Below are 13,522 nucleotides of genomic sequence, written 5' to 3' on the forward strand. Positions count from 1 at the left end.
GACCAACGGCATGGCGCGGCCGCGCCCAAAAAAAACGCTCCCGGAAAGGGAGCGTTCTTGGCAAATCGCGTTCAGTCGGCTTCGTCGATCCAGGCCATCTGGATGGCCTCCAGGATCTTCTCGCCACAGTGCGCAGGATCGTCGGAAAAGCCCGGCAGCGCCATGACCCAGTCGCGCAGCTGCGTGAACCGCAGCGCCTTGGGGTCGACGTCAGGATGCGCGTCGTACAGCGCGGCGGCGATCTCGTAGGTGTCGGTCCACTTCATCAATGGCCCTCTTTGGCGTGATTGATCGTGTACTTGGGAATCTCGACCGTCAGGTCGGCGTCGCTTACCAGCGCCTGGCACGACAGGCGCGAGGTCGGGGTCAGGCCCCAGGCCTTGTCCAGCAGGTCTTCCTCGTCGTCCGTTGCGTCTTCCAGCGACGAATACCCTTGCTTGACCACCACATGACAGGTCGTGCAGGCGCACGACAATTCGCACGCGTGCTCGATATCGATGTGGTTATCCAGCAGCACACGGCAGATCGACACACCCTTGGGCGCGTCTTCGATCACCGCGCCTTCGGGACAGTAGTCGGGATGAGGCAATACAGTCAGTTTCGGCATAACTTCTTATCAGGCGATTTCGTCAAGTTTGCGGCCGGCAAGCGCGGCGCGGATACTGCGGTCCATGCGGCGCGCGGCGAACTCATCCGTCGCGGCCGACAGGGCCTGCACGGCTTGCGTCACGGTGTCCACGTCCTGCGCCTGCTGCGCAGCAATGGCCCCTTGCAGGCATTCATCCACGCGCTTGCGTTCGTCCGGGTCCAGCAGGTCGCCGTCGACGGCCAGCGCGGCCTGCACCGATTCCACCAGCTGACGCGCATCCACCTGCTGCTCACGCAACATGCGCGCCTTCGCATCGGTGTCGGCCTGCGCCACGCTGTCGGCCAGCATCTTGGCGATCTCGTCATCGGACAAGCCGTACGACGGTTTGACCGACACCATCGCCTCGACGCCCTGGCTTTGCTCGCGCGCGGTGACGCTCAGCAGGCCGTCCGCGTCCACCTGGAAGGTCACACGGATACGCGCCGCGCCGGCCACCATGGGCGGAATGCCGCGCAGTTCAAAGCGCGCCAACGAACGGGAATCCGACACCAGATCGCGCTCGCCCTGCACCACGTGGATGCTCATGGCCGTCTGGCCATCCTTGAAGGTCGTGAATTCCTGCGCGCGCGCGACCGGAATGGTGCTGTTGCGCGGGATGATGCGTTCGACCAGGCCGCCCATCGTTTCCAGACCCAGCGACAGCGGGATCACGTCCAGCAGCAGCCAGTCCTCGCCAGGCGCGCGGTTGCCCGCCAGCAGATTGGCCTGCAGCGCGGCGCCCAGCGCCACCACTTGGTCGGGATCCAGATCGGTCAGCGGCTCCGTGCCAAACACCTTGGCCACGGCAGCGCGCACGACGGGCATGCGCGTGGCGCCGCCCACCATCACCACGCCGCGCACGTCGGCCGGCTTGAGCGCCGCATCGCGCAGCGCGCGGCGCGCCGTGTCCAGCGTGCGCTCGATCAGCGGCTGGGCCAGGACTTCGAATTCTTCACGGGTCAGCGTCAGCGCGACATCGCGTCCGCCCGACAGCGTCAGCTGCAAGGTCGTCACGTCGGACTCCGACAGCGTTTCACGCGCGGCGCGCGCGGCCATCAGCAAGCCCCGGCGCTCGGCGGGCGACATCTCGCCCAAGCCCAGCTTCGCCACGGCGTGGTCCGCGATCAGGACATCGAAGTCGTCGCCGCCAAGCGCCGTATCGCCGCCCGTGGAGATCACCTCAAACACACCCTGCGTCAGGCGAAGGATGGAGATATCGAATGTGCCGCCGCCCAGGTCATAAACTGCGTAAACACCCTCGGCAGCATTGTCCAGCCCGTAGGCAATCGCGGCCGCGGTCGGCTCATTCAAGAGGCGCAGAACGTTCAGGCCCGCCAAGCGCGCGGCGTCGCGCGTGGCCTGACGCTGTGCGTCATCAAAATACGCGGGCACGGTAATGACCGCACCCACCAGTTCGTCGCCGAGCACGTCTTCGGCGCGCTGGCGCAGCACCGCCAAGATCTGCGCGGATACCTCGACCGGGCTCAGATCGCCCTGCGCCGTGCGGATTCGCACCATGCCGGGGGCATCCACGAATTCATACGGCGCACGCGTCGCGCGCGCTTCTTCCAGCGACCGGCCCATGAAACGCTTCACGGACACGACCGTGTTCAGCGGATCCTCGGCTTGCTGCGCCAGGGGCTCACGGCCGGTCGTGACCTTGCCGCCAGGAAAATAACGCACCGCCGACGGCAGCAAGGCATGGCCTTGTGCGTCGGGCAGCACTTCGGCAACGCTGCTGCGTACGGCAGCAACCAGCGAATTGGTGGTGCCCAGATCAATCCCGACCGCCAGCTTGCGCTGGTGCGGCGCGGGCGATTCGCCGGGCTCGGATATCTGCAATAAGGCCATGATTCTTTTTTCTGGTCAGTAGGCCGCGCCGTGCAGGCGCCCGTGTCGGGCACGCCCCAGCGCGCCGTTGGCTATCCCGCGGGCTGCACGTTGGCCAGCTCCTGCGCCAGCTTTTCCACGAACATCCATTCCCGCACCTTGCGCCCGGCAGCCGCGTAGTCGCGTTCCTCATCCAGGAGGCGCGTCAGCGTGGCTCGCATCTCGGCGCGCGCCGCTTCCAGCTCGGCTTGCAGCGTGTCCAGCACGCCGGCGTCATCGCGCGCATCGTCCAGCATCTCGCGCCAGGTCATCTGCTGCATCAGAAAGGCCGCGTCCATGGACGTGTTGCTTTCCGTCTGAAGGTCCACGCCCGCCTGCTCGCAGAGGTAGCGCGCCCGCAGCAGCGGATCCTTCAATTCGCGATATGCCTCGTTGGCGCGGGCGGCCCACTGCATCGCCACGCGGCGCTCCGCAGGGCTGGCCGTCGCAAACCGGTCGGGGTGAACCTTCGCGGCGACGCTGCGCCAGGCGTGTTCAAGCGCCTGGCCGTCCAGGTCGAATCGTGCCGGCAAGCCAAACAGGCTGAAGTGATCGTCACCAGCCAAGACTTACACCGTGAACGACTCGCCGCAGCCGCAGGTCGCCTTCTCGTTGGGGTTGCGGAACTTGAAGCCTTCGTTCAGGCCCTCGCGGGCGTAGTCCAGCTCCGTGCCATCGAGATAGGAAAGGCTCTTGGGGTCAATGAAGACCTTCACGCCAAAACTCTCGAAGACGACATCTTCCGCCTCGACCTCGTCGACATACTCCAACTTGTAGGCCATGCCGGAACAGCCCGTCGTCCTAACGCCGAGCCGCAAGCCTATACCCTTTCCGCGCTTTTGCAAGTAGCGGCCGATATGGGTGGCAGCCTGTTGGGTCAGGGTAACGGACATGATCAGCCCGCCACAGCTTCGGCAGTGGCCGAATGCTTTTCTTTGTAGTTCTGCACCGCGGCCTTGATCGCGTCTTCGGCCAGGATGGAACAGTGCACCTTCACCGGCGGCAGGGCCAGCTCTTCGGCGATCTGCGTGTTGCGGATGCTCATCGCTTGATCCAGCGTCTTGCCCTTGACCCACTCGGTCACGAGCGAGCTGGAAGCGATGGCCGAGCCACAGCCGTAGGTCTTGAAGCGCGCGTCTTCGATCACGCCGGCTTCGTTCACCTTGATCTGCAGCTTCATGACGTCGCCACAGGCCGGCGCGCCGACCATGCCGGTGCCCACCGACTCGTCCGACTTGTCGAACGAACCGACGTTGCGGGGATTTTCGTAGTGATCCAGAACTTTGGTGCTGTAAGACATGTTAATTCTCCACGTATTTCGAGGCGCGGGCGCTTAGTGCGCGGCCCACTGCACGGTGTTCAAGTCGATGCCTTCCTTGGCCATTTCCCACAGCGGCGACATATCGCGCAGCTTGCCAACCCGGCTCTTGAGCAGCTCGACCGCAAAGTCCACTTCCTTCTCGGTCGTGAAACGGCCCAGCGTGAAGCGGATCGAGCTGTGCGCCAACTCATCGTTGCGGCCCAGGGCGCGCAGCACGTACGAGGGCTCCAGGCTGGCCGACGTGCAAGCCGAACCGCTGGACACCGCCAGTTCCTTGATCGCCATGATCAGGGATTCGCCTTCGACGTAATTGAAGCTGACGTTCAGGTTGTGCGGCACGCGCTGGTCCATGTCGCCGTTGAGGTAGACCTCTTCGATTTCGGACAACCCCTTCCAGAGGCGGTCGCGCAGCATGCGGATGCGCTCGTTCTCGGTGCCCATTTCTTCGCGGGCCAGACGGAACGCTTCGCCCATGCCGACGATCTGATGCGTGGCCAGCGTGCCCGAGCGGAAACCGCGCTCATGGCCACCGCCGTGCATCTGCGCTTCGATGCGGATACGCGGCTTGCGGCGCACATACAGCGCACCGATGCCCTTCGGGCCGTAAGTCTTGTGGGCCGAGAACGACATCAGGTCGACCTTCAGCTTTTGCAGATCGATTTCCACCTTGCCGGTCGCCTGAGCGGCGTCCACATGGAAGATGATGCCCTTTTCGCGGCAGATTTCGCCCAGCGTTTCCACGTCCTGGATCACGCCGATTTCGTTGTTCACCATCATCACCGACACGAGCACGGTGTCGGGACGCAGCGCAGCCTTGAAGACATCCAGGTCGATCAGGCCGTTGTCCTTGACGTTCAGATACGTGACTTCGAAGCCTTGGCGTTCCAGTTCACGACAGGTGTCGAGCACAGCCTTGTGCTCGGTCTTGACCGTGATGATGTGCTTGCCGCGTTCGGCGTAGAAGTTGGCTGCGCCCTTAATGGCGAGGTTGTCGGATTCGGTGGCGCCAGAGGTCCAGACGATTTCGCGCGGGTCGGCATTGACCAGCTTGGCGACTTCTTCGCGGGCGCGTTCGACGGCCTCTTCGGACTCCCAGCCAAACGCGTGGCTGCGCGAGGCCGGGTTGCCAAAGTTTTCGTACAGCCAGGGCACCATGGCGTCGACGACACGCGGGTCGACAGGCGTCGTGGCCGAATAATCCAGATAGATCGGACGGGTGGTCATTTCTACAACTCCTGATGCTTCTTATACGGTGGCGTTGGCAGCCACAGTCGTGGTCGGGGCGTTGGCGGCGGTCGCGCCTCCCACCCGGTTCACACGCACTGCGCAGGCCTGCGCTTGATTGGTGGCTTCCTGCAGTTGGCGCACACGCTGCTGATCAACGAGATCCTGCAGGGACACCGAATCCAGGTAATCCACCATCTTGCGATTCAACGTCGCCCAGAGTTCGTGCGTCATGCACTTGCCCGGCTTGCCGTCGTTGCCGCTCGTACAGTCCCGCTTGCCACCACAGCTGGTCGCATCCAGCGGTTCGTCGACGGCGAAGATGATGTCCGCGACCGTCACATTGCGCGCCAGACGCGCAAGCGAATAACCCCCGCCCGGGCCGCGGACACTGTCCACGAGCTCGTGACGGCGGAGCTTGCCGAAAAGCTGTTCAAGATACGAAAGCGAAATGTTCTGACGCTGGCTGATGGCCGCAAGAGTGACCGGACCGCTATGCTGCCGCATAGCCAGGTCGATCATGGCAGTCACGGCGAAACGCCCTTTGGTAGTTAGCCGCATGGTGAATTCCCTGTGATTCCGGCAGTGGCCGCCAGCGAATCCAGCGGTCAATACCCGAGTAATTGGCTCAAGTATAGCCTATTCCCGACTAATTTGGTATGGCTCCGGGCTACAAAAAACCGCGCATCTGCGCGGTTTTTCACTGCCTTATACCTGAAGAGCGGCTCTGCGAGCGGCTCCACGACCATGCAATCAGGCAGCCTGGTACTGGGTAGCGCGCTTGCGGACCAATTCGAGGACGCCCTGACAGGCATCTTCCAGGTAATCCAGAACCTTGCCGAAGCCGTCGGCGCCGCCATAGTAAGGATCGGGCACGGTGGCTTCTTCGAATTCATTGGCGAAGCGCATCAGCAGCATCAGCTTGTGCTGGTATGCCTTGGGGCATTGCTGCTGCATGGCGGACAGATTGTCCCAGTCCATGGCGAGGATCAGATCGAAGTCACGGAAGTCTTCCGCGGTGACCTGACGCGCCTCGCAGTGAGTGATCTCGTAGCCGCGCTTGCGAGCTGCAGCCTGCGCCCGGGCATCAGGCGCCTCGCCAATGTGAAACGCGTGCGTACCCGCGGAGTCGATGCGAACGACATCGCCCAAACCCGCGTCATTCACCAAATGGCGAAACACGCCCTCTGCGCTCGGCGAGCGACAGATATTGCCCATGCAAACGAAAAGTACCTTGGTCATCATGGAAGCAAGTGTGCGGGAAAACCCGAGATAAGGCAAGCTTTTTTTGCGCCCGCGCAATTGACGCAGCGCAAATCAGAGGCCGGCATAACTACAACAAAATCATGGGCTTGCAAGCTTATATTCAGGTAACCATTGAGATGCAAACGGCGCAAAATTCCCGAATGGTTACACCATGATTGCAACGCACCACTTTTTGCGGCTATTCAGGAAGCAGTAAGCGTCTGGACATGAATTGAAACATCCATATCCCGCTACACCGCCCCATCGAGCAGCACCCGCTGCTTGAGCGCATTGAGAGAATCCCGAGCTGCGGCCGCCTGCTCGAATTCGAGGTTGCGCGCGTGATCCATCATCAGCTTTTCCAGGCGCTTGATCTCGCGGGCCAGCGCCTTTTCGTCCTTCAGCAGTTCGGCGGGCACTGCGGCCTCCAGCGTGTCATGCTGGGCGGGCGCCACGATGCCGTCGATCAGCTCGCGCACGGCCTTCTGCACACCGCGAGCGGTGATGCCGTTGTCGAGGTTGAATTGCAGCTGTTTGGTGCGCCGGCGGGCGGTTTCATCCATGGCGCGCTTCATCGAGTCCGTGATCCGGTCGGCATAGAGGATCGCATGACCATTGAGGTTGCGCGCCGCGCGGCCGATGGTCTGGATCAGGCTGCGCTCCGAACGCAGGAAGCCTTCCTTGTCGGCGTCCAGAATGGCCACGAGCGACACTTCGGGAATGTCCAGCCCTTCGCGCAGCAGGTTGATGCCCACCAGCACGTCGAACGTGCCCAGGCGCAAGTCGCGCAGGATTTCGACGCGCTCTACCGTATCGATGTCCGAGTGCAGATAGCGCACCTTCACGCCATGCTCGCTCAGAAAGTCGGTCAGGTCTTCGGCCATGCGCTTGGTGAGCGTCGTGACCAGCACGCGATCTCCTTGCGAGACACGCGCCTTGATCTGCCCGAGCAGATCGTCCACCTGCGTGCGGGCGGGCAGCACCTGCACGAGTGGATCGACCAGCCCCGTGGGGCGCACCACCTGCTCCACGACGTTGTCCGCATGTTCTTGTTCGTACGCGGCCGGCGTTGCCGAAACGAACACGCATTGGCGCATCCGCGCTTCGAACTCTTCGAGCTTGAGCGGGCGGTTGTCCAACGCGGACGGCAGACGAAAACCGTACTGCACCAACGTCTCCTTGCGCGACCGGTCTCCGCGATACATGGCGCTGAGCTGGCCGATGGTCACGTGGCTTTCGTCGATGAACATCAGCGCGTCGGACGGCAGGTAGTCGATCAGGGTCGGCGGCGGCTCGCCCGGCGCGGCGCCGGATAGATGGCGCGAGTAGTTCTCGATGCCCTTGCAGAATCCCAGCTCCTGCAGCATTTCCAGATCGAAGCGGGTGCGCTGCTCCAGACGCTGCGCCTCGACCAGATGGCCGTCGTCAACGAAGCGCTTGACGCGTTCGCGTAGTTCTTCCTTGATGGTTTCGATGGCGCGCAGCACGGTGTCGCGCGGCGTCACATAGTGCGATCCGGGATAGACAGTGAAGCGCGGCAGCTTCTGGCGGATACGGCCAGTCAGCGGGTCAAACAATTCCAGGCTTTCGATTTCGTCGTCGAACAGCGTCACGCGCAACGCGAGCTCGGCGCTTTCCGCCGGGAAGATATCGATGGTTTCGCCCCGCACGCGAAACACCCCGCGCGTGAACTCCGCGTCGTTGCGGGTGTACTGCATGGCGACCAGGCGCGCGAGAATCTCGCGCCGGGCGATCTGATCACCCGCACGCAGGATCAGCACCATCGCGTGATAGTCGCCGGGGTTGCCGATACCGTAGATGCACGACACGGTGCCCACGATGATCGTGTCGCGGCGCTCAAGCAGGCTCTTTGTGGCCGACAGCCGCATCTGCTCGATGTGTTCGTTGATGGACGAATCCTTCTCAATGAACAGATCGCGCGTCGGCACGTAGGCCTCGGGCTGATAGTAGTCGTAGTAAGAAACGAAGTACTCGACCGCGTTCTTCGGGAAGAACTCGCGCATTTCGGCGTAGAGCTGCGCGGCCAGCGTCTTGTTGGGCGCAAGCACCAGCGCCGGGCGGCCCATGCGCGCAATGACGTTGGCCATGGTGTAGGTCTTGCCCGACCCGGTCACCCCCAAAAGCGTCTGGTACATGAGGCCGTCTTCGACACCCTGGGTCAGCCCTGCGATGGCCGTGGGCTGGTCCCCCGCCGGCGGATAGGGTTGGTAGAGATGAAACGGGCTGTCAGGGAAATCGACGAATCCCGGACCTGCGGCGGGAGCCCCCGCGCTCGGGTCTATTGCGCTCTTAGGCATGCTAGACTGTTCCAGGGTAAACCCCCCATTATCCACAGCACCTCGTACTGCGTCCACCCACCTCATCAGAGTCCCATGAGCACCCTTTTCGATTCCGTCGAGCTCGCGCCGCGCGACCCCATTCTTGGTCTGAACGAACAATACAACGCGGATACCCGCCCCGGTAAAGTGAACCTGGGCGTGGGCGTGTATTACGATGATCAGGGACGGATCCCGCTCCTGGGCGCAGTGCGCAAGGCCGAAACCGCCCGCATCGAAGCCGCTGCCGCCCGCGGCTATCTGCCGATCGAAGGCATTGCCGGCTACAACGCCGGTGCGCAGGCCCTGCTGCTGGGCAAGGACTCCGCGCTGGCCGCCGCTGGCCGCGTGCTGACCACGCAAGCCCTGGGCGGCACCGGCGCCCTGAAGATCGGCGCCGACTTCCTGCGCCAGCTGTTGCCGGGCTCGAAGGTGCTGATCAGCGATCCCAGCTGGGAAAACCACCGCGCGCTGTTCGAACGCGCCGGCTTTGAAGTCGGCACGTACGCCTACTACGACGCCGCCACCCGTGGCCTGAACTTCGAAGCCATGCTGGCCGACCTGAAGGCCGCGCCCGCCAAGACCATCGTCGTGCTGCACGCATGCTGCCACAACCCCACCGGCGCTGACCCCACCGCCGACCAGTGGAAGCAGATCGCCGCCGTCGTGAAGGAAAACAACCTGGTCCCGTTCCTGGACATCGCCTACCAAGGGTTCGGCGACGGCCTCAAGGAAGACGCCGCAGTCGTGCGCCTGTTCGCCGACATGGACATGACCATGTTCATCAGCTCGTCGTTCTCGAAGTCGTTCTCGCTGTACGGCGAGCGCGTCGGCGCGCTGACCGTTGTCGCCGGCAGCAAGGACGAAGCCACGCGCGTGCTGAGCCAGCTCAAGCGCGTCATCCGCACCAACTATTCGAACCCGCCCACGCACGGCGGCACGGTCGTCTCGACGGTGCTGAACACGCCCGAGCTGTTTGCCCTGTGGGAAGAAGAACTGGCCGGCATGCGTGATCGCATCCGCCTGATGCGTGCTCAACTGGTCGACAAGATCAAGGAACACGGCGGCAAGCAGGACTTCAGCTTCGTGCTCAAGCAACGCGGCATGTTCTCGTACTCGGGCCTGTCCGCCGCCCAAGTGGACCGCCTGCGCGAAGAACACGGCGTCTACGCCGTGTCCAGCGGCCGCATCTGCGTGGCCGCGCTGAACAGCGGCAACATCGACAAAGTGGCAGCCGGCATCGCAGCCGTGCTGTAAATCACGTCGGCAGTGCGCCGTCAGCAGTCAAAACGGGACCTTCGGGTCCCGTTTTTGTTGGCACCGTGCCCCGCTTGCTTTTTTGCGCTACGTCCCCCAGAATGGCGCTGTATATATGTACAGTCCGCTCACACCGGATCATCGCCATGGCCAGCAAACTCACGGATCGCCAACAACAAATCCTGGACCTCATCAGGCAAACGGTCGCGCGCACCGGCTTTCCGCCGACCCGCGCCGAAATTGCCCAGGCCTTGGGTTTTCGCTCTCCCAACGCCGCAGAAGACCACCTCAAGGCATTGGCACGCAAGGGCGCCATCGAACTCACGGCTGGCGCCTCACGCGGCATCCGGCTCAAAGATGCCGCCGCCGCGCCGGTGCAATCGTCGCTTCCCATCCCCGCCCTCGCCCAGCTTCTCCTGCCGCTGGTCGGCCGCGTGGCAGCTGGCAGCCCCATCCTTGCAGCTGAGCACGTCGAGCGCGAAGTTGGTGTGGATCCCAGCCTTTTCGCCCAAGCCCCCGACTACCTGCTCAAGGTGCGCGGCATGAGCATGCGCGACGCGGGCATCCTCGAAGGCGATCTGCTGGCCGTCAAGAAGGCGTCTGAAGCGCGCAATGGCCAGATCGTGGTGGCCCGTCTGGGCGACGACGTCACGGTCAAGCGGCTCCAACGCCAGAACGGCCATATCGAACTACTGCCTGAAAACCCCGACTTCGAAACGATCGTGGTCAAGGCCGATCAGGAATTTGCGCTTGAAGGCATTGCGGTGGGTCTCATCCGCACTCAAGCGCTTCACTGAGCTGCAGTCCTCTGGCGGGCGTCCCCCACCCCACCCAAACTGGCAGGCAAGCCCACCAAAGCAAAAACCCCGCTCATGAGAGCGGGGTTTTTGCTTTCGGGCGTCAACAAGGCCTGGTGACGCCTTTCGGCTTCGGGCACCCTCTTTCGAGGGCGCCCCGGCGTTCAAGACGCCATCAGTGCTTCATCACCGGGTCGGTCGAGCCAGGTTCCGCAGGTTTGGCAACCAGCGGCTCCTTGACGGCTTCTTCCTCCGCCAGGGGCTCCGGCAGACGCTCCAAGGCCAGCTCCAGCACCTTGTCGATCCAGCGGACCGGCACGATCTCAAGGTGGTTCTTGACGTTATCCGGGATCTCCGCCAAGTCCTTGACGTTTTCTTCCGGGATCAGAACCGTCTTGATACCGCCGCGGTGGGCCGCCAGCAGCTTTTCCTTCAGACCGCCGATCGGCAGGACTTCACCACGCAGCGTGATCTCGCCCGTCATGGCGACATCGGCGCGCACCGGGATGCGCGACAGCGCCGAGACCATGGCGGTGGTGATCGCAATACCTGCGGACGGACCGTCCTTGGGCGTCGCGCCTTCCGGCACGTGCACGTGCATATCGTGCTTTTCGAAGACGCTATCGGCAAAGCCCAGACGGCGAGCCCGCGAACGCACAACCGTGCGCGCCGCCTCGACCGACTCTTTCATCACATCGCCGAGCGAGCCCGTGCGCTGGATGACGCCCTTGCCGGGCATGTCCGCGACTTCGATCGTCAGCAGGTCGCCGCCGACTTCCGTCCACGCCAGGCCGGTCACCTGGCCGATCTGGTTTTCCTTTTCGGCCATGCCGAACGCGTAGCGGCGCACGCCCAGGTAGTCGCTGAGGTTGTCGGCCGTGACGTTGACCGCCTTGACCTCCGGCGTCTTGCCCTCGGCCTTGGCGCGATCGCTTTGGGTCAGCAATTGCTTGATGACCTTGCGGCAGATCTTGCCGACTTCGCGTTCGAGCGCACGGACACCGGCTTCGCGGGTGTAGTAGCGCACGATATCGCGCAGCGCGCTGTCGTCCACGGTCAGCTCGGTATCCTTCACGCCGTTGTTCTTCATCAGCTTGGGCAGCAGATGGTCGCGGGCGATGTGGATCTTTTCTTCCTCGGTGTAACCCGACAGGCGGATCACTTCCATGCGGTCCAGCAGCGCCGGCGGAATGTTCAGCGTGTTGCTGGTCGCCACGAACATGACGTCCGACAGGTCGAAATCGACCTCGATGTAGTGGTCCTGGAACGTATGGTTCTGTTCCGGATCCAGCACTTCGAGCAAGGCCGACGAGGGATCGCCGCGGAAATCCATGCCCAGCTTGTCGATTTCATCAAGCAGGAACAGGGGATTGCGCACGCCGACCTTCGACATGTTCTGCACGATCTTGCCGGGCATGGAACCGATATACGTACGGCGGTGGCCGCGGATCTCGGCCTCGTCGCGTACGCCGCCCAGGGCCATGCGCACGAACTTGCGGTTCGTGGCCTTGGCGATCGACTGACCCAGCGAGGTCTTGCCGACGCCCGGAGGGCCGACCAGGCACAGGATCGGCGCCTTCACCTTGTCCACGCGCTGTTGCACGGCAAGATACTCGAGGATCCGTTCCTTGACCTTTTCGAGACCGTAGTGGTCGTTGTCCAGCACCGTTTCGGCGTTGCTGATCGAGTTGTTGATCTTGCTCTTCTTTCTCCAGGGGAGATTGATGAGCGTATCGATGTAGTTGCGCACCACCGTGGCTTCGGCCGACATGGGCGACATGAGCTTGAGCTTCTTGAGCTCGGCATCGGCCTTCTTGCGCGCCTCTTTGGGCATGTGGGCAGCGATGATCTTCTTTTCAAGCTCTTCGATGTCCGCGCCCTCTTCGCCTTCGCCGAGCTCTTTCTGAATGGCCTTGACCTGCTCATTCAGGTAGTAGTCGCGCTGGCTCTTTTCCATCTGCTTCTTCACGCGGCCGCGAATCCGCTTCTCGACCTGGAGGATGTCGATTTCGGTTTCGAGTTGCGTGAGCAGACCTTCGAGGCGTTCAGAGGTGCCCGTGATCTCGAGCATCTTCTGCTTCTGCTCGAGCTTCAGGGGAAGATGCGCGGCGATCGTGTCAGCCAGGCGGCCAGCATCGTCGATGCCAGCCAGCGAGGTGAGGATCTCGGGCGGGATCTTCTTGTTGAGTTTTACGTATTGCTCGAACTGAGCAACGATGGCGCGGCGCAAGGCTTCGGTTTCGGAGCCCTGCATGGCGTCCGGTTCGATGGGCGACACCTGGCAGGTGAAGTGCGAATCGGCGTCTTCGATGGAGTTGATGCGGGCGCGCTGCGTACCCTCGACCAGCACCTTTACGGTGCCGTCAGGCAGCTTGAGCATCTGCAGGATGCCGGCGACGCAACCGATCTCGTAGACGTCTTCAGGCGTGGGGTCATCTTTGCCGGCGGACTTTTGGGCCACCAGCATGATGCTTTTGCCCGCTTCCATCGCGACCTCGAGCGCGCGGATGGAGCGCGGTCGGCCGACGAACAGCGGGATGACCATGTGCGGGAACACTACGACATCGCGCAGCGGCAGCAGGGGAAGGTCGATCGGGTCGGAAGGCAGGGTCTGGCTGGCAGACATATGAGGTTCCTCGGTATGACTCGGCGTATGGGGACGGGGCACCCGGGTAATACCCGAGCAAACTCGTCAATTACGTCTGTTATGGGAACAATAGCCGAAAATTCAAGATCTCGGCCGCCTGGATCACCAAAAGGCCCCAAAAAGGCCCTGGAACCGCCTTCAGTATGCGGCCATGACGGGCGGCTGAAAAGTGCGATCGGGGATGTAGGCGCGCCCTAG

General features: G+C 62.9%; 13 protein-coding genes. 2 read left to right on the forward strand and 11 right to left on the reverse strand.

Features of this window, described 5'->3' with window-relative positions; translation table 11 throughout:
* Nucleotides 1–71 precede the first annotated feature (71 nt).
* The 10 genes from iscX to uvrB all read right to left on the reverse strand — a co-directional run bounded on the left by iscX (nucleotide 72) and on the right by uvrB (nucleotide 8,605).
* Nucleotides 72–266, reverse strand: a complete 195-nt coding sequence (gene iscX, locus H4P35_RS15620; RefSeq protein ID WP_056318884.1) for a Fe-S cluster assembly protein IscX — start codon at nucleotides 264–266, stop codon at nucleotides 72–74.
* Nucleotides 266–607: an ISC system 2Fe-2S type ferredoxin gene (gene fdx / locus H4P35_RS15625; protein ID WP_056318881.1), complete on the reverse strand. Its 342-nt coding sequence runs from the start codon at nucleotides 605–607 to the stop codon at nucleotides 266–268. The genes iscX and fdx overlap by 1 nt, the downstream gene beginning before the upstream one ends.
* A 9-nt stretch (nucleotides 608–616) precedes the next feature.
* A complete protein-coding gene (gene hscA, locus H4P35_RS15630) occupies nucleotides 617–2,479 on the reverse strand; it encodes a Fe-S protein assembly chaperone HscA (RefSeq protein WP_226846190.1) in 1,863 nt (620 codons plus the stop codon).
* Nucleotides 2,480–2,550: 71 nt separating this feature from the next.
* A complete protein-coding gene (gene hscB / locus H4P35_RS15635) occupies nucleotides 2,551–3,063 on the reverse strand; it encodes a Fe-S protein assembly co-chaperone HscB (RefSeq protein ID WP_152384759.1) in 513 nt (170 codons plus the stop codon).
* A 3-nt stretch (nucleotides 3,064–3,066) separates the two neighbouring features.
* The gene (gene iscA, locus H4P35_RS15640; RefSeq protein WP_056318874.1) at nucleotides 3,067–3,390 is read right to left on the reverse strand and encodes an iron-sulfur cluster assembly protein IscA; all 324 of its coding nucleotides are present in this window, start codon (nucleotides 3,388–3,390) and stop codon (nucleotides 3,067–3,069) included.
* A 2-nt stretch (nucleotides 3,391–3,392) separates the two neighbouring features.
* Nucleotides 3,393–3,797 (reverse strand): Fe-S cluster assembly scaffold IscU, encoded by a 405-nt coding sequence (gene iscU / locus H4P35_RS15645; RefSeq protein WP_056318871.1) that lies wholly within the window; start codon nucleotides 3,795–3,797, stop codon nucleotides 3,393–3,395.
* Nucleotides 3,798–3,830: 33 nt separating this feature from the next.
* On the reverse strand, nucleotides 3,831–5,042 hold the full coding sequence (locus tag H4P35_RS15650) for an IscS subfamily cysteine desulfurase (RefSeq protein WP_180098478.1): 1,212 nt from the start codon (nucleotides 5,040–5,042) through the stop codon (nucleotides 3,831–3,833).
* 21 nt (nucleotides 5,043–5,063) lie between these two features.
* Complete coding sequence (gene iscR / locus H4P35_RS15655) at nucleotides 5,064–5,603, reverse strand: Fe-S cluster assembly transcriptional regulator IscR (RefSeq protein WP_056318865.1); 540 nt, start codon at nucleotides 5,601–5,603, stop codon at nucleotides 5,064–5,066.
* 192 nt (nucleotides 5,604–5,795) lie between these two features.
* The gene (locus tag H4P35_RS15660; protein WP_006386176.1) at nucleotides 5,796–6,287 is read right to left on the reverse strand and encodes a low molecular weight protein-tyrosine-phosphatase; all 492 of its coding nucleotides are present in this window, start codon (nucleotides 6,285–6,287) and stop codon (nucleotides 5,796–5,798) included.
* Between the two features lie 251 nt (nucleotides 6,288–6,538).
* Entirely contained in the window at nucleotides 6,539–8,605 is a 2,067-nt protein-coding gene (uvrB, locus tag H4P35_RS15665) for an excinuclease ABC subunit UvrB (RefSeq protein WP_152384763.1), read from the reverse strand.
* A 75-nt stretch (nucleotides 8,606–8,680) separates the two neighbouring features.
* Between uvrB and H4P35_RS15670 the strand changes: the two genes are divergently transcribed.
* Nucleotides 8,681–9,880 (forward strand): amino acid aminotransferase, encoded by a 1,200-nt coding sequence (locus H4P35_RS15670; RefSeq protein ID WP_056318860.1) that lies wholly within the window; start codon nucleotides 8,681–8,683, stop codon nucleotides 9,878–9,880.
* 146 nt (nucleotides 9,881–10,026) lie between these two features.
* Complete coding sequence (gene lexA, locus H4P35_RS15675) at nucleotides 10,027–10,677, forward strand: transcriptional repressor LexA (protein ID WP_062840730.1); 651 nt, start codon at nucleotides 10,027–10,029, stop codon at nucleotides 10,675–10,677.
* A 175-nt stretch (nucleotides 10,678–10,852) separates the two neighbouring features.
* Here lexA and lon read toward each other — a convergent pair whose 3' ends face one another.
* Complete coding sequence (gene lon, locus H4P35_RS15680) at nucleotides 10,853–13,303, reverse strand: endopeptidase La (protein ID WP_056318855.1); 2,451 nt, start codon at nucleotides 13,301–13,303, stop codon at nucleotides 10,853–10,855.
* Nucleotides 13,304–13,522 lie beyond the last annotated feature (219 nt).

The sequence above is a fragment of the Achromobacter sp. 77 genome, assembly GCF_020541125.1.
GTDB lineage: Bacteria > Pseudomonadota > Gammaproteobacteria > Burkholderiales > Burkholderiaceae_B > Achromobacter > Achromobacter mucicolens.